At 67.3% G+C, this 20,888-nt stretch carries 20 protein-coding genes; 6 read left to right on the top strand and 14 right to left on the bottom strand.

All coding sequences use genetic code 11. The features are described 5' to 3' along the window. Positions 1 to 8 precede the first annotated feature (8 nt). Positions 9 to 464, top strand: coding sequence for an REP-associated tyrosine transposase (locus tag PJW05_RS01815; protein WP_271410242.1), 456 nt, complete (start codon positions 9 to 11; stop codon positions 462 to 464). A gap of 121 nt (positions 465 to 585) precedes the next feature. Here PJW05_RS01815 and PJW05_RS01810 read toward each other — a convergent pair whose 3' ends face one another. After that, the gene (locus PJW05_RS01810) at positions 586 to 2,001 is read right to left on the bottom strand and encodes an aminotransferase-like domain-containing protein (RefSeq protein ID WP_271410241.1); all 1,416 of its coding nucleotides are present in this window, start codon (positions 1,999 to 2,001) and stop codon (positions 586 to 588) included. A 187-nt stretch (positions 2,002 to 2,188) separates the two neighbouring features. Between PJW05_RS01810 and PJW05_RS01805 the strand changes: the two genes are divergently transcribed. Further along, the gene (locus tag PJW05_RS01805; protein WP_271410240.1) at positions 2,189 to 2,422 is read left to right on the top strand and encodes a DUF1127 domain-containing protein; all 234 of its coding nucleotides are present in this window, start codon (positions 2,189 to 2,191) and stop codon (positions 2,420 to 2,422) included. 16 nt (positions 2,423 to 2,438) lie between these two features. On the opposite strand, the gene PJW05_RS26650 is transcribed toward PJW05_RS01805, so the two are convergent. From PJW05_RS26650 to PJW05_RS01745, 12 genes are all read right to left on the bottom strand, one after another. Continuing rightward, positions 2,439 to 3,029 (bottom strand): methyl-accepting chemotaxis protein, encoded by a 591-nt coding sequence (locus tag PJW05_RS26650; protein WP_442969236.1) that lies wholly within the window; start codon positions 3,027 to 3,029, stop codon positions 2,439 to 2,441. A 1,514-nt stretch (positions 3,030 to 4,543) separates the two neighbouring features. Beyond that, positions 4,544 to 5,545 carry a hypothetical protein gene (locus PJW05_RS01795; protein WP_271410238.1) on the bottom strand — a complete coding sequence of 334 codons (1,002 nt, stop codon included), beginning with the start codon at positions 5,543 to 5,545 and terminating at the stop codon, positions 4,544 to 4,546. Between the two features lie 93 nt (positions 5,546 to 5,638). Further along, complete coding sequence (locus PJW05_RS01790; RefSeq protein ID WP_271410237.1) at positions 5,639 to 6,394, bottom strand: substrate-binding periplasmic protein; 756 nt, start codon at positions 6,392 to 6,394, stop codon at positions 5,639 to 5,641. A gap of 50 nt (positions 6,395 to 6,444) precedes the next feature. Next, positions 6,445 to 6,933: a YgjP-like metallopeptidase domain-containing protein gene (locus PJW05_RS01785; RefSeq protein WP_271410236.1), complete on the bottom strand. Its 489-nt coding sequence runs from the start codon at positions 6,931 to 6,933 to the stop codon at positions 6,445 to 6,447. An 85-nt stretch (positions 6,934 to 7,018) separates the two neighbouring features. Continuing rightward, complete coding sequence (locus tag PJW05_RS01780) at positions 7,019 to 7,462, bottom strand: hypothetical protein (RefSeq protein ID WP_271410235.1); 444 nt, start codon at positions 7,460 to 7,462, stop codon at positions 7,019 to 7,021. A gap of 64 nt (positions 7,463 to 7,526) precedes the next feature. Then, a complete protein-coding gene (fba, locus tag PJW05_RS01775; protein WP_271410234.1) occupies positions 7,527 to 8,591 on the bottom strand; it encodes a class II fructose-bisphosphate aldolase in 1,065 nt (354 codons plus the stop codon). A gap of 150 nt (positions 8,592 to 8,741) precedes the next feature. After that, complete coding sequence (locus PJW05_RS01770; RefSeq protein WP_271410233.1) at positions 8,742 to 9,059, bottom strand: MliC family protein; 318 nt, start codon at positions 9,057 to 9,059, stop codon at positions 8,742 to 8,744. 45 nt (positions 9,060 to 9,104) lie between these two features. After that, positions 9,105 to 9,299, bottom strand: coding sequence for a hypothetical protein (locus tag PJW05_RS01765; protein WP_271410232.1), 195 nt, complete (start codon positions 9,297 to 9,299; stop codon positions 9,105 to 9,107). 76 nt (positions 9,300 to 9,375) lie between these two features. Next, complete coding sequence (locus PJW05_RS01760; protein WP_271410231.1) at positions 9,376 to 10,539, bottom strand: phosphoglycerate kinase; 1,164 nt, start codon at positions 10,537 to 10,539, stop codon at positions 9,376 to 9,378. 4 nt (positions 10,540 to 10,543) lie between these two features. Further along, positions 10,544 to 11,614 (bottom strand): erythrose-4-phosphate dehydrogenase, encoded by a 1,071-nt coding sequence (gene epd, locus PJW05_RS01755; protein WP_271410230.1) that lies wholly within the window; start codon positions 11,612 to 11,614, stop codon positions 10,544 to 10,546. Between the two features lie 98 nt (positions 11,615 to 11,712). Continuing rightward, positions 11,713 to 13,713 (bottom strand): transketolase, encoded by a 2,001-nt coding sequence (tkt, locus tag PJW05_RS01750; protein WP_271410229.1) that lies wholly within the window; start codon positions 13,711 to 13,713, stop codon positions 11,713 to 11,715. A gap of 105 nt (positions 13,714 to 13,818) precedes the next feature. Continuing rightward, on the bottom strand, positions 13,819 to 14,952 hold the full coding sequence (locus tag PJW05_RS01745; protein ID WP_271410228.1) for a C4-dicarboxylate ABC transporter: 1,134 nt from the start codon (positions 14,950 to 14,952) through the stop codon (positions 13,819 to 13,821). Between the two features lie 110 nt (positions 14,953 to 15,062). On the opposite strand from PJW05_RS01745, the gene PJW05_RS01740 reads away from it, so the two are divergent. The 4 genes from PJW05_RS01740 to ligB all read left to right on the top strand — a co-directional run bounded on the left by PJW05_RS01740 (position 15,063) and on the right by ligB (position 20,382). Then, positions 15,063 to 15,944, top strand: coding sequence for a LysR family transcriptional regulator (locus PJW05_RS01740; RefSeq protein WP_271410227.1), 882 nt, complete (start codon positions 15,063 to 15,065; stop codon positions 15,942 to 15,944). Positions 15,945 to 16,021: 77 nt separating this feature from the next. Next, positions 16,022 to 17,023 (top strand): ArsR/SmtB family transcription factor, encoded by a 1,002-nt coding sequence (locus tag PJW05_RS01735; protein WP_271410226.1) that lies wholly within the window; start codon positions 16,022 to 16,024, stop codon positions 17,021 to 17,023. A 19-nt stretch (positions 17,024 to 17,042) separates the two neighbouring features. Beyond that, entirely contained in the window at positions 17,043 to 18,233 is a 1,191-nt protein-coding gene (gene metK / locus PJW05_RS01730; RefSeq protein ID WP_271410225.1) for a methionine adenosyltransferase, read from the top strand. Positions 18,234 to 18,708: 475 nt separating this feature from the next. Beyond that, entirely contained in the window at positions 18,709 to 20,382 is a 1,674-nt protein-coding gene (gene ligB / locus PJW05_RS01725) for an NAD-dependent DNA ligase LigB (protein WP_271410224.1), read from the top strand. Here ligB and PJW05_RS01720 read toward each other — a convergent pair. Then, positions 20,376 to 20,828 (bottom strand): c-type cytochrome, encoded by a 453-nt coding sequence (locus tag PJW05_RS01720; protein ID WP_271410223.1) that lies wholly within the window; start codon positions 20,826 to 20,828, stop codon positions 20,376 to 20,378. The genes ligB and PJW05_RS01720 overlap by 7 nt on opposite strands. Positions 20,829 to 20,888: the final 60 nt, after the last annotated feature.

Here is a 20,888-nt window from a genome sequence, read left to right as displayed (position 1 = left end):
AGGAGGCAATGGACATGCCGAGCGACGATCTTCTCAAGGGCCGGGTATCACGCACCGGCCAGATCTACCACATCACCACCACCACGGAAGGGCGGCTCCCCCTGTTCCGCGACTTCACCATGGCTCGTCTGGTCATCACCGAAATGCGCCGCTTGCAGGAGCAGAATCTGCTCGACTCCTTCGCTTGGGTGTTGATGCCCGACCACCTGCACTGGTTGCTGCAGCTAAACGGACCGCTGGCCCTGTCCACCCTGGTCAAGGTGTTCAAGGGTCGTACTGCCAGGCAACTGGGACTCCTGCTGCCGAACAGCCGGTCGATTTGGCAGAAGGGGTTCCACGACCATGCGATACGACGGGAAGAGGACCTCCGCAAGATCGCTCGCTACATAGTGGCCAACCCACTGCGGGCAGGCCTGGTGGAGCGGATCGGTGAATATCCGTTCTGGGATGCTCGATGGTTATGACGGCTCCTGTGGGGGCGAATTCATTCGCTCAGCAGACCGAAGGTCTGCCCCCGAGAGGCCCACGGCCGTTATGCGGCCCTAGCGAATGAATTCGCCCCCACAAAAGGGCACTCCTACTTCCCTACTCTCCCATCATCCCCTTCACCGTCTCCCCCACCGTCCTTACCGCCGCCTCGATGGCCGGGGAGGGTTTGCCGGAGTAGTTCATCCGCAGGCAGTTCCGGTACTTGCCCGACGCGGAGAAGATGCTGCCGGCGGCGATCTGCACGCCCTTGGGCAGCAGCTCGCGGTTCAGGCGCAGGGTGTCGAAACTCTCGGCCAGCTCCACCCAGAGCATGAAGCTGCCTTGGGGCCGGCTGGCGCGCGTGCCTTCGGGGAAGTAGCGCATCACCCAGTCGATCATCTGGTCGCGGCTGTGCTGGTACTGGCTGCGCATGCGCCGCAGGTGCGGCTCGTAATGGCCTTCGCCGATGAACTCGGCCAGCGCCAGTTGCGGCTGGGTGGCGGTGGCGCCGGTGGAGATGTACTTCATGTGCAGCGCGCGTTCGAAGTACCGGCCGGGTGCGATCCAGCCGACGCGGATACCCGGCGCCACCGTCTTGGAAAAGGAGCTGCAAAGCAGCACACGGCCGTCCTCGTCGAAGGACTTGATGGTACGCGGACGCGGGTACTGATAGGCGAGATCGCCGTAGACGTCGTCCTCCACGATCGCCACGTCGTAACGCTGGGCGAGGGTCAGCAGGGCGCGCTTGCGTGCCTCGGGCATGATGTAGCCGAGGGGGTTGTTGCAACTGGGGGTGAGCTGGATGAGCTTGATCGGCCATTGCTCCAGGGCCATCTCCAGCGCCTCCAGGCTGATACCGTTGAGCGGGTCGGTGGGCAGTTCCAGGGCCTTCATGCCGAAGCCCTTGAGGGTCTGCATGGCGCCGTGGAAGCTCGGCGAGTCCACCGCGACGATATCTCCGGGCTCGCAGACAGAGCGGATGGCCACCGACAACGCCTCGTGGCAGCCGGTGGTGATGACGATATCGCTGGCCGGGATCTGGCACCCGGAATCCAGCGCCAGCCGCGAAACCTGCTCGCGCAGCGCCTCGGTGCCATGGATGCTGTCGTAGTAGAGGCCGCAGCCGTCCTGGCGCCGGCTGATCCGGCCCAGGCTGCGCAGCAGGGGCTTCAGCGTCGGGCTGGTGATATCCGGCATGCCGCGGCCGAGCTGCACCACATTATCCCTGGCGCTGCGCTTGATCAGGTCGAGCACGTCGTCCCACTGGGAAACGTCCACCGGCCGCTGGGGCGCCCGGCCGACGGCCGGAAGCGCCGGGGTCTGCCGCCGGGGTGGGACGAAGTAGCCCGATTTCGGTCGCGGCTCGGCCAGGCCACCGTCTTCGAGAATCCGATAGGCCTGCTGCACCGTGCTCAGGCTCACGCCATGCTCCACACTCAGCGCACGCACCGACGGCAGGCGGTCGCCGGGACGGTAGTAGCCCTGTTCGATGCGTTCGCCCAGGGTCTCGGCCAGCTTGATGTAGAGCTTCATGACAGTCTCCCGAATCGACAGACAACCGCATCAGAACCAGTACAGATGACCCTGAAACGGAGGATTCAGATAGGAAACCACGCAATCTGTATGAAAAAAATATACAGATCGTGAATCTGTATTGCGATCAGGCCGACGGCGATGATGGTTCCACCCCGATCCACCACAGGGCATGAGGACCACCACGATGAACGGCCTGAGCGATGCACGCCTGACTCTCTACGCACAGGAACTGGAACAGGAGCGATACGCACCCATCTCCGTGGCGCCGGCCATGCCCGGCAATCGCTGGGACCGTTTCTGGATGCGCCTACACACGCGCCGCAGGCTGCTCGAACTGGACGAACGGGCCCTGAAGGACATCGGCCTCACCCGCGAACAGGCGCGGGCGGAGGCGCTCAAGCCGTTCTGGAAGGTCTGACGCGGCGGCCGCAGCCTCACGCCAGGCGGAAGCGGCCGGTATTGCGGTTCAGGGCCTGGCTGCCGTGCTGCAATTGCTCGGCCGCCTCCTGCACCGATTGCGCGCCCTGCAGCAACAGGGCGGCCGCCTGGTCCACCTGCTGGATACTGCCGCTCACCTCATCCGCCGTGGCGGCCTGTTGTTCGGAAGCCGCGGCGATCTGCGCCAGGCGGTCGCTGACCCGCTGCACCGCTTCGGCGATGCCGGCCAGGTCGGCGCCCATGGCCAGCACGTTATCCACATCCCCCGCGGCCTGGCTGAAGGCGGCCTCGATCTGCGCCACGGTTTCCCCCACCACTGCCTGCAGGGCGCCCACGGTCTGGCCGATCTCCGCGGTGGAGTCCTGGGTGCGCCGCGACAGGCTGCGCACCTCGTCGGCCACCACGGCGAAGCCGCGCCCCTGCTCGCCGGCCCGGGCCGCTTCGATGGCGGCATTCAGCGCCAGCAGGTTGGTCTGCTCGGCGATGCCCTTGATCACGTCCACCACGCGATTGATCTGCTGCGCCTGGTCGCGCAGCTGCTGGAGCGCGGCGACGCTACTGCCCAGGTTGTCGCTGAGCTGGTTCATGCTGGCGCTGGTGCGCGCGCTGCGCTGGTTGCTCTGCATGGCGATCTCGCGGGTGTGCAGGGCATCGCGAGCGGCGTCCTCGCAGCTTTCCGCCACGTTCTGGGCCGTGGCGGCCAGTTGAGTGGCCGCCGCCGCGATCTGGCTGACCTGTCCCTGCTGCTGCTCCACCGACACCAGGGTGTCCCGGGCCTGGCTGCTGAGCTGTTCGACCGTGCCACCCAACTGTTCGCTCTCGCGATTGACCCCCAGCAGGGATTCGCGCAACTGCGCCAGGGCGGCGTTCAGGGCATCGGCGATAGTCGCCAGGTCGTCACGGCCATGGACCCGCGCCGTCACCCGCAGGTCACCGCCGCGCAACCCTTGCGCCGCCTCGGTGATGCTCGCGGTGCCCCGCCGGATCGCCTGGTTCAGGCACAGCAGCATGTAGAGCGCGAGCAGGGTCAGCAGCGTGAAGCCACCGATCACCTCAGCCATGCTGTGCAGCGCCTGGGCGCGGTATTCCCCCAGGCGCGACGCCATGCGCTGGGCCAGCGCCTGCTGCAGCCCGTGCAGGCGTCCGCCCAGATCGTCGGTCAGGCCGACGAAGACGGCCGGCGTCAGGGTGAACGGGGTGGAGTCGAACACCTGCTTGTCGATCTGCGCGAGGAATCCGGCCATGCCCTCGTCCGCCGCGGCGAAAGGCGTGTCCAGGGCGCTCATGTCCCCCGGCGTCTGGGTCAGGGCGTTGCGCGCCTTGCGCAGCTGGCGCGCGGTCTCGCCCAAGGCACGGCGCAGGTCGCGCAGGGCCACCCGGCTCTGCAGGGTGAAATGCTGCGCCACCAGGGCGCCATGGCCGTTGCTGGCGAAACTGCCCAGGGCCTCCTGAAGGCGCGGCTGCACGCTGGTGAGCTGCTCCATCATCAGGTAGGTGTCGAGCCAGGGATCGAGGATCAGCCCGGAATCGGTGGCGACCTGCTCGCGCAGCGCCTGGAGCACCTGCAACGCCCCTTGGTAGCGCTCCAGCGCATCGGGCAGCGCCAGGCCCAGCACGCTGCCCGGCTCCACGTGGGCGGAGCGCCCCTGGAGTTCTTCGAAGAGCGCCCGGCTCTGCCCGGCGATGCCCTCCGCCGCAAGCTGCCCGGCCACCCGTTCCAGCGTCTCGCCGACTGCACCGGCGCGCTGCTCCAGTGCCGCTCGGGCGCTTTCGTCGCCGCCTTGCAAGCGCGCCAGCAGGAAGCGCTGGGCATCCAGTTCGCGCTGTACGGCCGACAGCGTCTCTACCACCCGCAGGCCACTCAGCTCGCCGTCCACCACCGCGAGGCGGGCACGATAGTCACCGACGATCACCACCAGGGCGTACCCCAGGGGCAGCACGAACAGCAGGAAGAGCAACTGGAACTTGCGGGCGAAACTGAAGCGCTCGAGTAGACGTACCCCCGGCGTGAGCAAAGCTGTCATCGCGACCTTCCTCTGCTTCCGGTCATCCTTGCCAGGCGGGCGGTGATCTCCCGGGCGAAGCGTCCGGCATTGTTCTTTTAGGTGGGAACCTCCCCTGGAACGGGGAGCCAAGCGTCGAAGAGTAGTAGCTTTGTGCCACAAGACAGAAGGGGGCAGTCCCGAACTCGACTCAGGATGTCGCCTGGCTGTATCAGGGCCAGGGCTTCCAGTCGACGGACGGCCCGTCCAGAGGCGCCTGCAGGCGGCGGAACCGGGGCTCCCTCTGGAGCTTGCGCAAGGCTTCCAGCAAGCGTCTGTCCACCAGGGCGCCACGAGCGTTGTCGGGGACCAGCCACTTCACCGGATAGAGGCCGAAGTCCTGCGCGCAGCTGTTCGCGAAGCCCCAGGCGGTCGATCTCCCGGTCGGTTTCGTTGACGGCGAAGACGTAGCCGTCGATGCGCCCCCGCACCAGCTTCTGCAGGCTGCTCTCGATGCTGTTGCCGGACAACGCCGGGAAGCCCAGCCAGGGCGCGTGGGCGCGATCGGTCTCGACCCGGTAGGGATAGGCCAGGTCACGCAGTGCCGGGCTCACGGTCGGCGCGGCCAGTTGCTCCTGCAACTCATCCAGGCGCCAGCTGCGCCCCAGCAGCGGCTGCAGTTGCACGCGCTGGCCGGCGTCCAGCCCGCTGGCGGCCAGCCGCTCGACGCTGAGCACATGGGCCGGGTCGAGCAACTGGTCGACGTGCAGGGCACTGGCGCGTCGCGTGTAGAAACCGAAGCGCACCTGCCAGAGGTCGCCCGAGCCATAGCGCACGCCCGACGGCAGGCGCGGCAGGTCGCCGAGGAAAGGCACCAGGAAATCGCACTGGCCGTGCTGCAGCAGATGGAAGGTGCGGGCGAAAGGGGTGATCTGCAACTCGAACTCGATATCGGGCAACTGCTGGTCGAGGGCCCGGAGCAACTCCGGCAGCGGCCCGCTGCCATCCGCTTCAGCCAGCCCCGGCACCTCGGCGACCGCCACCCGCCATCGCTCGGCAGCCGTGGTGAGCGGGGTCAGGGCCAGGCACAGGCCGAGGCAGAGCAGCGGTAGTCGGCGCATGGATCACCCGGACGGCAACGGTAGCCTGAGTATAGGTGCGCGCCCTGGCGCCGCAGGCCGGCCATGCGCGGGACGGCTTCCGTGGCGATGCACTCAGGGCAGCTCGATCGCGTAGGGCTTGGCCAGCCTGGCGAGCCGACCGTCGGCCCGCATCTGCCGCAGCACCCGGCCGATGTCCTCGCGCAGCTGGCGATGGGACGCGTCCCTGGGCAAGGCGAAGTAGCCGACCTGGGTGTCGATCAGCGGCGAGAGGCGGCGCACCTGGCCGGCGATGCCCAGTGCCTCGATGCGCGGCCGGGAGTCGCGCTCGTTGCTCGCGGCCAGATCGGCGCGGCCCGCCAGGAGCAGCTTGAGGGCCAGTTCCACGGACGGCGCCACATGCACGTCGAGCTGGCCGCGCATGGCCTCGAAGCGTTCGCCGTAGGTCCAGCCATGGATCAGGGCGATGCGCTGCCCGATCAGGCTGGCCGGGCTGCCGTCCCAGGGGCTGGCGACGTCGCTGCGACCGTAGAAGACCACGTTGTCGCGGTAGAAGCCGGGCTCGGCGAACTGGAAACGACGCTCCCGCGCGGCGGTACGGTAGGGGCCGATCAGCACATCGGCGCGCCCCTCCTCCACCAGCTTCTGGGCCCGGGCCCAGGGATAGATCTCGAAGCGCACGCGGGTGCCCAGGTCGGCGGCGATCACGCGCAGTACGTCGACGCCCAGCCCGCTGGGCGCGCCCCGCGCGTCGAGGACGTAGATACCGGGGAACTCAGTGCCGACAGCGAGCACGTCACGGCCGTCGGCGAAGGGAACCAGGCCCAGCACCCAGAGAATGACGCAGAGGGTGCGGAAACCCGGATACATGCCCGCGGACCTCGGTCGGCTTCTCTCCTGAGCCTAGCAGCCGTTCGCCACTACAGATCGCGCCAGGTCAGGTACACCCGCAGGTCGAACTCCAGTTGGTGGTAGCCCGGCAGCATGTGTTCGCAGAGCTGGTAGAAGGCCTTGCTGTGATCGCGTTCCTTCAGGTGCGCCAACTCGTGGACCAGGATCATCCGCAGGAACTCCGGCGCGGCCTCCTTGAACAGGGAAGCGACACGGATTTCCTTCTTCGCCTTGAGCTTGCCGCCCTGCACCCGCGAGATCGCCGTATTCAGGCCGAGCGCCTTGTGCACCACATCCAGCTTGTTGTCGTAGAGCACCTTGTCCGGCGCCGGGGCGTTGCGCAGGTGCTCCTGCTTGAGGGCCATGGCGTAGCCGTACAGCGCCTTGTCGCTCTGCACCTCGTGCCGCCCCGGGTAGCGGCGCGTCAGGTACTCCTCCAGGCGGCCGGCGTCCAGCATCCGGGCAACCTGCTCCTGGAGGTGGGCGGGGTATCCACGGAGGTACTTGAGATCGGTCATGGCGAAAACGGCTGAACGGCGAGGAGGCGGCATTCTACCCGAGCGCGTCCGCTGTCACCCAATCGGGCACGAGCCCCGCTCCGCGTCAGGGAGAGGGCGCGGAGATGCACCGCGCCAGGGCCTTGGGGTCCAGCAGGGAACAGGGCTGGTCGGCCAGGTAGCTGCGATAGACCCGCAGCAGGTCGTCTTCACTGATCCGGCAATCGCCGGCCGGGCACTGGCTGGCGAACTCGAAGCGTCCGGTCGGCGGGTCGGCCAGACGGATCTTCAGCGCCGGCCAGCCGGCCGCCCTGGCCGCCGACGGTGTGAATAGCCAGGCGCCCTTGCGCTGCACCAGGGCACCGCCAGCCTCGGCATAGTCGAAGACGAACATCAACGTGCGCGAAGTCTTGGTGGTGCAGTCACTCCGGTCCAGGCATCGCTGCGGATCGCTGGACGCCGGTTCGGGCGGCGGTGCGGGCGCCACCGGCGGCTGGCCCGCGCAACCGGCGAGGAGCAGCAGCGAAGCCGTGATCAGGGACAGACGCATCGGAAACTCCTTCTGCCGGATACGAAAGAGCCCCGCATGGCGGGGCTCCTCGTGAGGGCCAGGATCAGTTGACCTTGGCGACCAGCTCACCCTTGGCGTAGCGCTGGAACATGCCTTCCAGGGAGATCGGTTTGATCTTGGAGGCGTTGCCGGCGGTGCCGAAGGCTTCGTAACGGGCGATACAGATATCGCGCATGGCCTCGATGGTCTTGGCGAAGTACTTGCGCGGGTCGAACTCGGCCGGGTTCTTGGCCAGGAAGCTGCGGATGGCACCGGTGGAGGCCAGGCGCAGGTCGGTGTCGATGTTGACCTTGCGCACGCCGTACTTGATGCCTTCGACGATTTCCTCGACCGGCACGCCGTAGGTTTCCTTAATGTCGCCGCCGAACTCGTTGATGATCGCCAGCCAGTCCTGCGGGACCGAGGAGGAACCGTGCATCACCAGGTGGGTGTTGGGGATGCGCTTGTGGATTTCCTTGATGCGATCGATGGCGAGGATGTCGCCGGTCGGCGGCTTGGTGAACTTGTAGGCGCCGTGGCTGGTGCCGATGGCGATGGCCAGGGCATCCACCTGGGTCTTCTTGACGAAGTCGGCGGCCTCTTCCGGATCGGTCAGCATCTGGCTGTGGTCCAGGATGCCTTCGGCGCCCACGCCGTCTTCCTCGCCGGCCTGGCCGGTTTCCAGGGAGCCCAGGCAGCCCAGTTCGCCTTCCACGGACACGCCACAGGCGTGGGCGAAGGCGACGGTCTGCTGGGTGACGCGCACGTTGTACTCGTAGTCGGACGGGGTCTTGCCGTCTTCACGCAAGGAGCCGTCCATCATCACCGAGGAAAAGCCCAGCTGGATGGAGCGCTGGCACACGTCGGGGCTGGTGCCATGGTCCTGGTGCATGCACACCGGGATGTGCGGGAATTCTTCGATGGCAGCCAGGATCAGGTGGCGCAGGAAGGGGGCACCGGCGTATTTGCGGGCACCGGCAGAGGCCTGCACGATCACCGGGGAATCGGTCTTGTCGGCCGCTTCCATGATGGCGCGCATCTGTTCCAGGTTGTTGACGTTGAAAGCCGGAACGCCGTAGCCGTATTCGGCGGCGTGGTCCAGCATCTGGCGCATGCTGATGAGTGCCATGGTGTTTCAGTCTCCCGATTGGGTGGGCTGTCAAATTGCAAAGCCTGCCGCAGGGGCAGGCCGGGTTCAAGTTTCCGGGGAGGAGCGGTCGCCCTCTCCGGAAGAATCAATGCTTTCCTAAACGCAACAACGATCTCGCGAGCAGATCGTTCAGGGCGCCTTGCAGCCGCGGCCGATCAGGTCATCAGTTGCCACCCAGTAGACCAGGCCTTCGTCACCCTTGGTGTGGAAGGCCAGGTTGCCGTCGCTGTACAGCGCGCCGGAACCGGAGGGCTCGCGCTTGAGGCGGTGGACGATATCACCACCCCCCAGACGCAGGTCGACGCTGTCCCCGTTTGCATCGGCGAGACGCCAGAGCACTTCGGCCTGGCTGTCGCAGACCCAGCGGGTCCAATCTTCACGCGGCGCATCCTGGCCGGCACAACCGGTCAGCAGCGCCATGCCGGCGAGGGCGATCCATCCTTTCATGTCCATCTCCTGGCCGATGCCCCCGGCCGTCCTGGCACCGCTCCATCACGGGCAGTGCTGTTGTCCTTCGCGGCTCAAAGTCGGGTCACCCGTACTCTGGGCCTCCACCCGCTGGTCGTCCTGGTTGCTCGGGACTATGACCTGGGGCGGACTCATCACCTCGCAGGTGCTGCTCGGCCTCTTGCCGGAACAGCCCCAGAGGGTGGCACTCACAATCAGCAGAATCGCAGCGTAGCGCATGGCAGGCTCTCCTTTTCGCACCCCCAATAAAGGGACCGCAGGCGCCTGCCAGGGTTTAGGCGGATTCCACCAACGGTCACACGCTGGCGCGCTTCTCCAGGATCTCCACGGCGGGCAGGACCTTGCCCTCGACGAACTCGAGGAAAGCGCCACCGCCGGTGGAGATGTAGGAGATCTGCTCGCCCACGCCGTACTTGTCGATCGCCGCCAGGGTGTCGCCACCACCGGCGATGGAGAAGGCCGGGCTCTCGGCGATGGCCAGGGCCAGGGCCTTGGTGCCATTGCCGAACTGGTCGAACTCGAACACACCCACCGGGCCGTTCCACAGGATGGTCTTCGACGACTTCAGCAGCTCGGCGAACTGGGCGGCGGTCTGCGGGCCGATGTCGAGAATCATGTCGTCGTCCGCCACGTCGGCGATGAGCTTGACGGTGGCGGCGGCGCTTTCGGCGAATTCCTTGGCGACCACCACGTCCACCGGCAGCGGCACGCTGACTTTCGCGGCGATGGCCTTGGCGGTGTCCACCAGGTCGGCCTCGTAGAGGGACTTGCCGACCTTGTAGCCGGCCGCGGCGAGGAAGGTGTTGGCGATGCCGCCGCCGACGATCAGTTGGTCGCAGATCTGCGACAGGGAGTTCAGCACGTCCAGCTTGGTGGAAACCTTGGAGCCGGCGACGATGGCGGCCATCGGACGGGCCGGGTTGCCCAGGGCCTTGCCCAGGGCGTCCAGTTCGGCGGCCAGCAGCGGGCCGGCGGCAGCGACCTTGGCGAACTTGGCCACGCCATGGGTGGAGCCCTCGGCGCGGTGGGCGGTGCCGAAGGCGTCCATCACGAACACGTCGCACAGGGCAGCGTACTGCTGGGCCAGCTCGTCGACGTTCTTCTTCTCGCCCTTGTTGAAACGCACGTTCTCGAACAGCACCACCTGGCCGGGAGCAACGTCCACGCCACCCAGGTAGTCGGCCACCAGCGGTACTTCGCGACCCAGGGCCCTGGACAGGTAGTCGGCCACCGGCTCGAGGCTGTTCTCTTCGGAGAACTCGCCCTCGGTGGGGCGGCCCAGATGGGAACAGACCATCACCGCCGCGCCCTTCTCCAGTGCCAGCTTGATGGTCGGCAGGGAAGCGAGGATGCGCGCATCACTTTTGACGACGCCGTCCTTCACCGGCACGTTGAGATCCTCACGGATCAGCACGCGCTTACCCTGGAGGTCGAGGTCGGTCATTTTCAACACGGTCATGGGGTCAGTCCTTCACGGGGGCTGGATGTTGACGAGAAGCAGCGGAAACCCGCAGGTAGTGGTCTGCGGTGTCGAGCATGCGGTTGGCGAAGCCCCATTCGTTGTCGAACCAGGCCAGCAGGTTGACCAGGCGCGGGCCGGACACGCGGGTCTGGCTGCCGTCGACGATGGCGGAATGGGGATCGTGGTTGAAATCGCAGCTGGCGTGGGGCAGCTCGGTGTAGGCCAGCAGGCCTTTCAGGGCACCGCTCTCGGCGGCCTCGCGGAGCACGCGGTTGATCTCGGCGGCCGAGGTGTCGCGGGCGGTCTGCAGGGTGATGTCGAGGCAAGAGACGTTCACCGTGGGCACGCGGATGGCCTTGGCCTGGATGCGCCCGGCCAGCTCCGGCAGCAGGCGCTCGATGCCCCGGGCCAGGCCGGTGGACACCGGGATCACCGACTGGAAGGCGGAGCGGGTGCGGCGCAGGTCTTCATGGTGGTAGGCGTCGATCACGGGCTGGTCGTTCATCGCCGAGTGGATGGTGGTGATGGAGACGTACTCCAGTCCCACCGACTCGTTGAGCAGTTTCAGCAGCGGCACACCGCAGTTGGTGGTGCAGGAGGCGTTGGACACGAGCTTCTCGGCGCCGCTCAGGCTGTCCTGGTTGACCCCGTAGACGATGGTGGCGTCGATGTCGGCCTCGCTGGACATCGGCTGGGAGAACAGCACCCGAGGCGCACCGGCGGCCAGGAAGCGCTCGGCCTGCTGACGGTGGGTGTACTGGCCGGAACACTCCAGCACCAGGTCCACGCCCAGGGCAGCCCAGTCGATGCCCTCCGGTTCCGCGCTGCGCAGCACCTTCACGCAATCGCCGTTGATGTGCAGGCAATCGCCATCCACCCGCACTTCGCCGGGGAAGCGACCGTGGGTGGAGTCGAAGCGGGTCAGGTACTCGATGCTGGCCTGGTCGGCCAGGTCGTTCAGCGCAACGATCTCGAAGCTCGCCCCGCCACTGCGCTCATGCAACGCGCGCAGCACGCAGCGGCCGATGCGGCCGTAACCGTTCAAGGCAACTTTGAAAGGGCGATTGGCCATGGGGCGCTCTCGATAGGAACGAAGGACCGTAGGATGGGTCGAGCCTGCGATACCCATCGAAACGCAGCATGGGTATCGCTGCGCTCAACCCATCCTACTCAGTCTTCCAGAAGCTCTTCGGCAGTGGCGACGATGTTGTCGACGGTGAAGCCGAAGTGCTCGAACAGCGCGGCGGCCGGGGCCGACTCGCCGAAGCTGGTCATGCCGATCACACGGCCTTCCAGGCCGACGTACTTGTACCAGAAGTCGGCATGGGCGGCCTCGATGGCGATGCGCGCGCCGACCTGCACCGGCAGCACGGCCTGCTTGTAGGCGGCGTCCTGCTGATCGAACAGGCTGGTGGACGGCATGGACACCACGCGCACCTTGCGGCCGGCGGCGGTCAGTTGCTCGAAGGCCTGCACCGCCAGGCCGACTTCGGAGCCGGTGGCGATGAGGATCAGCTCCGGCTCGCCGTCGCTGTCCTTGAGCACATAGCCGCCGCGGGCAATGTTGGCGATCTGGCCGGCATCGCGAGCCTGGTGGGGCAGGTTCTGGCGGGAGAAGATCAGCGCGCTCGGACCATCGTTACGCTCGATGGCGGCCTTCCAGGCCACGGCGGATTCCACCGCGTCGGCCGGACGCCAGGTGTTCAGGTTCGGGGTGCAGCGCAGGCTGGCGAGTTGCTCCACCGGCTGGTGGGTCGGACCGTCTTCGCCCAGGCCGATGGAGTCGTGGGTGTAGACGAAGAGCACGCGCTTCTTCATCAGCGCAGCCATGCGCACGGCGTTGCAGGCGTATTCCATGAACACCAGGAAGGTGGCGCCATAGGGAATGAAGCCGCCATGCAGGGCGATGCCGTTCATGATGGCGCTCATGCCGAACTCGCGAACGCCGTAGAACAGGTAGTTGCCGGACGCGTCCTCGGCGGACACGCCCTTGCAGCCTTTCCACAGGGTCAGGTTGGAGCCGGCGAGGTCGGCCGAACCGCCGAGGAATTCCGGCAGCAGCGGACCGAAGGCGTTGAGGGCGTTCTGGCTGGCCTTGCGGCTGGCGATGGTCTCACCCTTGGCGGCGACTTCGGCGATGTAGGCGTCAGCCTTGGCGACGAAGTCGGCCGGCAGTTGGCCCTTGATGCGGCGCTGGAATTCGGCGGCCAGTTCCGGGTGGGCGGCGGCGTAGGCGGCAAAGCGCTCGTTCCACTCGGCCTCGCGGGCGGCGCCGGCGGCCTTGGCGTCCCACTCGGCGTAGATCTCGGCGGGGACTTCGAACGGCGCGTGGTTCCAGCCCAGGGCGGCGCGGGTCAGGGCGATCTCGTCATTGCCGAGCGGCGCGCCGTGGCACTCTTCCTTGCCCTGCTTGTTCGGCGAACCGAAGCCGATCACGGTCTTGCAGCAGATCAGGGTCGGGCGGTCGCTGGACTTGCGCGCGGTCTCGATGGCGGTCTTGATCTCGTCGGCGTCATGGCCGTCGACATTGCGGATCACCTGCCAGCCGTAGGCTTCGAAGCGCTTCGGCGTGTCGTCGGTGAACCAGCCGTGGACTTCGCCGTCGATGGAAATGCCGTTGTCGTCGTAGAAGGCGATCAGCTTGCCCAGGCCCAGGGTGCCGGCCAGGGCGCAGACTTCGTGGGAGATGCCTTCCATCATGCAGCCGTCGCCGAGGAACACGTAGGTGTTGTGGTCGACGATGGCGTGGCCGTCACGGTTGAACTGGGCGGCCAGGGTCTTCTCGGCGATGGCGAAACCCACGGCGTTGGCGATGCCCTGGCCCAGCGGACCGGTGGTGGTCTCGACGCCGGCGGTGTAACCGTATTCCGGGTGGCCCGGGGTACGGCTGCCGAGCTGGCGGAAGTTCTTCAGGTCGTCGATGGTGAGGTCGTAGCCGGTGAGGTGCAGCAGCGAGTAGTTCAGCATCGAGCCGTGGCCGTTGGACAGCACGAAGCGGTCGCGGTTGGGCCATTCGGGGTTGTTCGGGTTGTGCTGCAGGTAATCCCGCCAGAGCACTTCGGCGATATCGGCCATTCCCATGGGGGCGCCGGGGTGGCCGCTGTTGGCTTTCTGCACCGCATCCATGCTCAGGGCACGAATGGCATTGGCACGCTCACGACGGCTGGGCATCGCTTATCTCCTGCAGGTCTGAATAGACGGCTAATCGAAAAAAGGCGGCTATTTTCGCCCAGCCGGCAGGTCGCGGGCAATCACAGATGGTCGCGGCATCACCGTTCAACTGCGCGAGACACCCGTCGCAGCCGCGAGACAGGGCGCCTGGAACAATTCGCCGTGCCAGAGTCCGGCCAGGGTGCGCGCCATCACCTGCAGCCAGATCAGTGCCAGCCCCAGGGCCAGTGCCGCCCCCAGCGGGCCGAAGAATGCCAGGCCGGTGCGCCATTGCAGCTCGAAGGTGGCCAGGGTGAACACCGCCAGCGGGAAGGTGAACCCCCACCAACCGAGGTTGAAGCGCATCTCCTGGCGCAGGTGGCGGCGGGTGCAGCACAGCGCCATCGCCAGCCACCAGGCCGCCGCGCCCCACAGCAGCAGGCTGCCAAGCAGACCGACATCGCGTGCGACCCCAGCGACGCCGGCCAGCGGGGTTCCCGCGAAGGCCGCTGGCATCGCCTTGCCGAGGCTCAGCAACCCCAGGCAGCCGGTGGCCAGCGGCCCGACCGGCAACCAACTGGTGGCGGCGAACTCGCTGCCCGGCAGTTTGTGCAGGGCCAGGCGCAGCAACACCAGGGTGATCAGGGAGAAGGCCAGGGCGAGGGACAGGCCCCAGAGCAGGTAGCCGGTCACCAGCATTGGCTGGGCGGCTTCCGGCAACAGCCGCGGCGCCAGCACGCCTGCGGCGGCGGCCGCGACCTCGGGCGCGACGATGGGCAACAGCCAGACTGCCGTGAGCTTTTCCAAGGCATGGTCCTGGCGAGTGAACATCAGATAAGGCACCAGCAGCGCCACCCCCAGGGCCAGGGCCACGTCCAGCCACCAGAGCCAGTGGGCCAGGGCGAGCGCGCCCTCCCCCCAACGCGCCTCGCCGAACAGCACCAGGCCGTTGATCAGGGTGGCCAGCCCCATGGGGATGGCGCCGAGGAACATCGATTGCACCGGATGCAGCAGCATGGGGCGCACGGTGTCGCGGAACAACAGGAGCCGCGCGGCGAACAGCAGGGCGAAACCGGCGAAGAGCACCGCATTGAACAACCACAGCCCTTCGCCCAGACGTCGCGCCAGCGTGCCGCCCCAGGGCAGCACGGCCACCACCAGGGCCAGGGCGCCGGTGCCCATGGTCAGCGCGAACCAACTCGGGGTGAACTGGCGGACGAAGGCGAAGGGTTCGGCGAGGCGGGTGAAGGGGCGCGGCATGAACGAGGCTCCGGTCGGGCGGTCCCGTGACGGGAAAGACAGCGCCAGGCTAGGCCTCGGCGTGCTATATGAAAAATACATAATCAGCATCCATTGCATGCCTTTCCTTTATGAATCTTCATCACCTCAAGGTCTTTCTCGCCGTCGCCGAGAGCGGCAGCATCAGCGCCGGCGCCAACCGGCTGTTCATCAGCCAGCCGGCGGTGACGCGGGAAATCCGCGACCTGGAAGCCAACATCGGCATCACCCTGTTCGATCGCCAGCCCCGCGGCGTCGTGCTGACCGAAGGCGGCCGGCGCCTGCTGCAGTACGCCGAGCGCATCTTTGCCCTGGAAGCGGCCGCCGAACGCGACCTGCGCGGGTTCGCCAGCCTCGCCGACGGCGAATTGCGCCTGGGCGCCAGCGCCACCCTCGGCAGCTACCTGCTGCCGGCGCTGATCGAGCGCTTCCATCGGCGATTTCCCGCCGTGGCGGTGGACCTCATCGTCAGCAATACCCGCGACGTGACGGCGCAGTTGGAGGACGGTCGCATCAGCCTGGGCTTCGTCGAAGGCGCCTTCGACAGCCGCATCTTCGCCAGCCACCTGCTGGACCGAGACCGCCTGCTGCCGGTGGCCGGCCCGGGCCACCCGCTGGCCGGGCGCGGAGTCCTGGAAGCGCGGGACCTGGCCGACCAGGACCATTACCTGCGCGAACCGGGCTCGGCCACCCGCGCCAGTGTCGAGCAGGCCTACCGCGAGCGGGGTGTCGCGTTGCGCACGCGCATGTCCATCGGCAGCACCGAGGCGTTGAAGCGGCTGGTACGGGACGGTCGCGGCATCGCCTGGCTGTCGCCGCACATGGTCCGCGAGGAGCTGTCCAGCGGCCGCCTGGTGCATCTGGAGGTGAGCGATCTGCGCATCGAACGCGAACTCCACGCGCTGTGGCGGCCAGGTCCGAACCTCAGTCCGGCGCCCGCCGCCTTCCTCGAACTGGCGCGGCAGCCCGCCTGACCACCGATCAGCCAATATCAAAACTTTTTGATATTGGCATTGCGACGCCCGGTGACGGGGGCTAGACTGCGCCCCCTATGAGCTTGCGCGTACCCCAGATCCGCCATGACGACAGCGACGAGCTGGCTGCCCTGTGCAAGGCTGGCGGCGATCCGCTGCGCCTGAACGTACTGCGGGTACTGGCCAACGACTCCTTCGGCGTACTGGAGCTGGCGCAGATCTTCGCCACCGGCCAGTCGGGCATGAGCCACCACCTCAAGGTGCTGGCCCAGGCAGGACTGGTGGCGACCCGGCGTGAAGGCAACGCGATCTTCTACCGGCGCGCCCTGGCGCAGAACGAGCGGGTCGGCGGCACGCTGCACGCGGCTCTGCTGGCTGAGGTGGACGAACTGGAGCTGCCGGCCGAGATCGGCGGGCGCATTGCCGAAGTGCATGCCCAGCGCGAAGCCGCCAGCCGCGACTTCTTCGCCCGCTCGGCGGAAAAATTCCAGGCGCAGCAGGACCTGATCGCAGGATTGCCGCAATACCGTGACAGTGTGCTGGCATTGCTCGACGCCCTGGGCTTCGGACCCGACGCCACGGCGCTGGAAGTCGGCCCGGGCGATGGCGCTTTCCTGCCGGACCTGGCGCGGCGCTTCAGCCGGGTCATGGCCCTGGACAACAGCCCGGCCATGCTGGAGCTGGCGCGGGTGCGCTGTCACACGGAAGGCCTCGGCAATGTCGAGCTGCGACTGGCCGACGCCTTGAACGACGAACTGGCGGCCGCCGACTGCGTGGTGTTGAACATGGTCCTGCACCATTTCGCCGCGCCGGCCGACGCGATGAAACAGTTGGCCCAGCGGGTGCAGCCAGGCGGCGCCCTGCTGGTAACCGAGTTGTGCAGCCACAACCAGAGTTGGGCCAGGGAGGCCTGCGGCGATCTATGGTTGGGCTTCGAACAGGACGACCTGGCCCGTTGGGCCAATGCCGCGGGGCTCACGCCCGGCGAGAGCCTCTACATTGGCTTGCGAAACGGCTTTCAGATTCAGGTTCGGCACTTCGCCAAGCCGGATTCAAGAAGCGAACTCACCCACCGGTAACGAATAGGAAAACCGATAGATGAGCGAATATTCCCTGTTTACCTCCGAATCCGTGTCCGAAGGCCATCCGGACAAGATCGCCGACCAGATTTCCGATGCCGTCCTCGACGCCATCATCGCCCAGGACAAGCACGCCCGCGTCGCCTGCGAAACCCTGGTCAAGACCGGCGTCGCCATCATCGCCGGCGAAGTCACTACCTCCGCCTGGGTCGACCTGGAAGAGCTGGTGCGCAAGGTCATCATCGACATCGGCTACGACAGCTCCGACGTCGGCTTCGACGGCGCCACCTGCGGCATCCTGAACATCATTGGCAAGCAGTCCCCGGACATCAACCAGGGCGTCGACCGCGCCAAGCCGGAAGACCAGGGCGCCGGCGACCAGGGCCTGATGTTCGGCTACGCCAGCAACGAAACCGACGTGCTGATGCCCGCGCCGATCTGCTTCTCCCACCGTCTGGTGGAGCGCCAGGCTGAAGCCCGCAAGTCCGGCCTGCTGCCGTGGCTGCGTCCGGACGCCAAGAGCCAGGTCACCTGCCGCTACGAGAACGGCAAGGTGGTCGGCATCGACGCCATCGTGCTGTCCACCCAGCACAACCCCGAAGTGAAGTACTCCGACCTGCGCGAAGGCGTGATGGAGCTGATCGTCAAGCACGCCATTCCGGCCGAGCTGCTGCACAAGGACACCCAGTTCCACATCAACCCGACCGGCTCCTTCGTGATCGGCGGCCCGGTGGGCGACTGCGGCCTGACCGGCCGCAAGATCATCGTCGACACCTACGGCGGCATGGCCCGCCACGGTGGCGGCGCCTTCTCCGGCAAGGACCCGTCCAAGGTCGACCGTTCCGCCGCCTACGCCGGCCGCTACGTGGCCAAGAACATCGTCGCCGCCGGCCTGGCCGAGCGCTGTGAGATCCAGGTGTCCTACGCCATCGGCGTGGCCCTGCCGACCTCCATCGCGATCAACACCTTCGGCACCGGCAAGATCAGCGACGAGAAGATCGTCCAACTGGTCCGCGAGCACTTCGACCTGCGCCCGTACGCCATCACCCGGATGCTCGACCTGCTGCACCCGATGTACCAGCCGACCGCGGCCTACGGCCACTTCGGCCGCAACCCCTTCGAGATGACCTACGGCGAAGACACCTTCACCGCGTTCACCTGGGAAAGGACCGACAAGGCCGAAGCCCTGCGCGCCGCCGCCGGCCTGTAAGCCCTGCCGCAATGCAAGAAGCCCCGCCCAGCGCGGGGCTTTTTGTTGGTCGCCTTTCGGAAGTGCGGGGAGTCGGGGCTCTGTTTTCTGGCTCATTGCCGAGTAGGCTTCAGGCTTCTGTTTCGCCCTCCCGGGCGAGTCACTTTTGCCAGTCGCGGCAAAAGTAACCAAAAACGCTTGCCCCGACATTCGGCCCGACTTCGTCGGGTTCCCTCGCTCCATCGCTGTTCCCGGGGCACGGCGCTCATTAGCAGCGCCGGGCGGGTAAGAGGTCTGGGAATAGAGTGGCACCCAGTCGCACGCTGCCTCACACACGCTTTCCAACCCCGCGCGCATGCCCTACCCCGCAAGCCTTGCATTAGGCGCCGACAATCCTCCTACAGCACCCAGCGCCGATACGCACAAAACGCTCAGCGCTCGCCCAATAGCCCCGCTCCTAGACTGGCCGCCTTCCCCCTGAGCACGGAGGCTCGCCATGAAGACCTGGACCTTCCTTTCGCTACTCTTCCTCGCCCTCGCCGCACGGGCCGACGACTGCCCGGACTGGCCGATCGACCGCGCCAGCGCCGAACTCGCGAGCCTCGATCAGCAGATCGCCGAATGGGACCTCGCCTATCACGCCCAGGGGCGCTCGGCGGTGGATGACGAGCTCTACGACCAGGCCCGCGCACGCCTGGAACGTCTGCGCGCCTGTTTCCCGCAGGCGGCGCCAGCCCTTCGCGACCCACTGGCAGCCAGCCCGGGAAAGCTTCGTCATCCCGTGGCCCAGACCGGCCTCGACAAGCTGCGGGACATCGACGACCTGCGCGGCTGGATGGGCGAACGGCGCAACCTCTGGGTCCAGCCGAAGGTGGATGGCGTGGCGGTCACGCTGATCTACCGGCAGGGACGGCTGGAACAGGCCATCAGCCGGGGCGATGGCAACCAGGGACAGGACTGGACGCGTAACGTCCGCCGGATCGCCGCGATTCCCGACCTGCTCCCGACCCTCGGTGATGGCGTGCTGCAAGGGGAGCTCTACTGGCGGCTGGACGCTCATGTGCAGGCCACCCAGGGTGGCCGCGGTGCCCGTGGCAAGGTCGCAGGCCTGCTCAATCGCCAGGACCTCGCCCCCCACGATGCAGCCGGAATCGGCCTGTTCGTGTGGGACTGGCCGGACGGACCCGCCCAGATGGACGCGCGCCTGCGGGGCCTGCAAGCCATGGGCTTCGACAGCGCCGCCGCGTTGACCCGTCCGGTGCGCAGTGCCGAGGACATTGCGGCCTGGCGCGCCCACTGGTACCGCTCGCCCCTCCCCTTTGCCAGCGATGGCATCGTCATCCGCCAGGACAAACGGCCGGATGCGCGGCGCTGGAGGGCGGAACCGCCGAACTGGGCCATCGCCTGGAAATACCCCTTCGCCAAGGCGCTGGCGGAAGTGCGGGCCGTGGAATTCAAGGTCGGCCGCACCGGCCGCGTCACACCCCTGCTGCGCCTGGCGCCGGTGGAGCTCGACGGCCGGCGCATCCAACGCCTCGGCCTGGGCTCGCTTGATCGCTGGCGGAGCCTGGATATCCGCCCCGGCGATCAGGTCGCCATCGCCCTCGCCGGACTGACCATCCCACGGCTGGACTCGGTGGTGCTGCGCGCCACCCAGCGCCCCGAGGTCCTGGCGCCCGAGCCGGGCCGCTATCACACCCTCAGCTGCTTCCGTCCGACCGAAGGTTGCACGGAACAATTCCTCGCCCGCCTGGCCTGGTTGAGCGGACCCAAGGGACTGGCCCTGAAGGGCCTGGGACGCGGCACCTGGGACCGGCTCGGGCTGGACAACCTGCTGGAGTGGCTGGAACTGGACGCCCGCGCCCTGACGCGGAGGCCTGGCATCGGCGACCGCCGTGCCGCACAACTCCTGCAGCGCTTTGACGAGGCCCGCCACCGGCCCTTCGACCAGTGGTTGCGGGCACTGGGCGTCCCGGCCACGACGCCAGCTGTCCTCGTGGGAGACTGGGCGTCATTGAGCGTGCGGACCGCGGCGGACTGGCAGGCGCATACTGGCATCGGCCCGACGCGGGCCGGCCGGCTGGTGGCCTTCTTCCAGAATCCGGACGTGCGCGAGCTGGCCGAGCGCCTCGGCGCCGAGGGTGTAGAGGGCTTCACCGCGCCTCAGTAGGCGCGGAATTCCTTGTGGCAGGCTTCGCAGTTGTCTTCCACCTTCTGCACCAGGGGGGCAACGCCCTGGGCAGTCAGCGGACGGGACTGGGCGGCGCTGGCCAGTCGGCCGGTGCTGGCCTCCAGCTCGCGCACCAGCGCCTGGAAACGCGCCTGGCGCTGCCAGACGTCATCACGGGCGGCGCTGTCGGCGTCGCCCTCCTGGACCTGCGGGAAATGCTGCCAGGGCTGGCGCGACAGTTGGTCGAGCTTGCTCGCGCCGGTGGCGAAGCGCTGTTCGTCGAAACCGATGCGGCCACGCAGCATGCCGCCGAGGTCTTCGCTGGTGCGCAGCATTTCCTTGAAGATCGCCTGGCGCTTGCCCAGCGGCGAGTTGGGGTCCACCCCGCCGCAGGCGGCCAGCGTCAGGCAGGCGGCGGCGAGAATCAGCAGCTTCTTCACATTCATCGGAAATCACGGGGTAGGGCTGAAGGCGGGCGACAGTATCCCCACCCGCCCGGCAAATAC

The organism is Pseudomonas sp. Q1-7, assembly GCF_028010285.1.
Lineage (GTDB): Bacteria > Pseudomonadota > Gammaproteobacteria > Pseudomonadales > Pseudomonadaceae > Metapseudomonas.
The sequence above is the reverse complement of the archived record's forward strand: the minus strand, read 5'-3'. Positions and strand labels throughout refer to the sequence as shown.

Coding starts and splice junctions, on each gene's coding strand:
- PJW05_RS01815 (WP_271410242.1), top strand. CDS start 9: ATGGACATGCCGAGCGACGATCTTCTCAAGGGCCGGGTATCACGCACC.
- PJW05_RS01810 (WP_271410241.1), bottom strand. CDS start 2,001: ATGAAGCTCTACATCAAGCTGGCCGAGACCCTGGGCGAACGCATCGAA.
- PJW05_RS01805 (WP_271410240.1), top strand. CDS start 2,189: ATGAACGGCCTGAGCGATGCACGCCTGACTCTCTACGCACAGGAACTG.
- PJW05_RS26650 (WP_442969236.1), bottom strand. CDS start 3,029: ATGAACCAGCTCAGCGACAACCTGGGCAGTAGCGTCGCCGCGCTCCAG.
- PJW05_RS01795 (WP_271410238.1), bottom strand. CDS start 5,545: ATGCGCCGACTACCGCTGCTCTGCCTCGGCCTGTGCCTGGCCCTGACC.
- PJW05_RS01790 (WP_271410237.1), bottom strand. CDS start 6,394: ATGTATCCGGGTTTCCGCACCCTCTGCGTCATTCTCTGGGTGCTGGGC.
- PJW05_RS01785 (WP_271410236.1), bottom strand. CDS start 6,933: ATGACCGATCTCAAGTACCTCCGTGGATACCCCGCCCACCTCCAGGAG.
- PJW05_RS01780 (WP_271410235.1), bottom strand. CDS start 7,462: ATGCGTCTGTCCCTGATCACGGCTTCGCTGCTGCTCCTCGCCGGTTGC.
- fba (WP_271410234.1), bottom strand. CDS start 8,591: ATGGCACTCATCAGCATGCGCCAGATGCTGGACCACGCCGCCGAATAC.
- PJW05_RS01770 (WP_271410233.1), bottom strand. CDS start 9,059: ATGAAAGGATGGATCGCCCTCGCCGGCATGGCGCTGCTGACCGGTTGT.
- PJW05_RS01765 (WP_271410232.1), bottom strand. CDS start 9,299: ATGCGCTACGCTGCGATTCTGCTGATTGTGAGTGCCACCCTCTGGGGC.
- PJW05_RS01760 (WP_271410231.1), bottom strand. CDS start 10,539: ATGACCGTGTTGAAAATGACCGACCTCGACCTCCAGGGTAAGCGCGTG.
- epd (WP_271410230.1), bottom strand. CDS start 11,614: ATGGCCAATCGCCCTTTCAAAGTTGCCTTGAACGGTTACGGCCGCATC.
- tkt (WP_271410229.1), bottom strand. CDS start 13,713: ATGCCCAGCCGTCGTGAGCGTGCCAATGCCATTCGTGCCCTGAGCATG.
- PJW05_RS01745 (WP_271410228.1), bottom strand. CDS start 14,952: ATGCCGCGCCCCTTCACCCGCCTCGCCGAACCCTTCGCCTTCGTCCGC.
- PJW05_RS01740 (WP_271410227.1), top strand. CDS start 15,063: ATGAATCTTCATCACCTCAAGGTCTTTCTCGCCGTCGCCGAGAGCGGC.
- PJW05_RS01735 (WP_271410226.1), top strand. CDS start 16,022: ATGAGCTTGCGCGTACCCCAGATCCGCCATGACGACAGCGACGAGCTG.
- metK (WP_271410225.1), top strand. CDS start 17,043: ATGAGCGAATATTCCCTGTTTACCTCCGAATCCGTGTCCGAAGGCCAT.
- ligB (WP_271410224.1), top strand. CDS start 18,709: ATGAAGACCTGGACCTTCCTTTCGCTACTCTTCCTCGCCCTCGCCGCA.
- PJW05_RS01720 (WP_271410223.1), bottom strand. CDS start 20,828: ATGAATGTGAAGAAGCTGCTGATTCTCGCCGCCGCCTGCCTGACGCTG.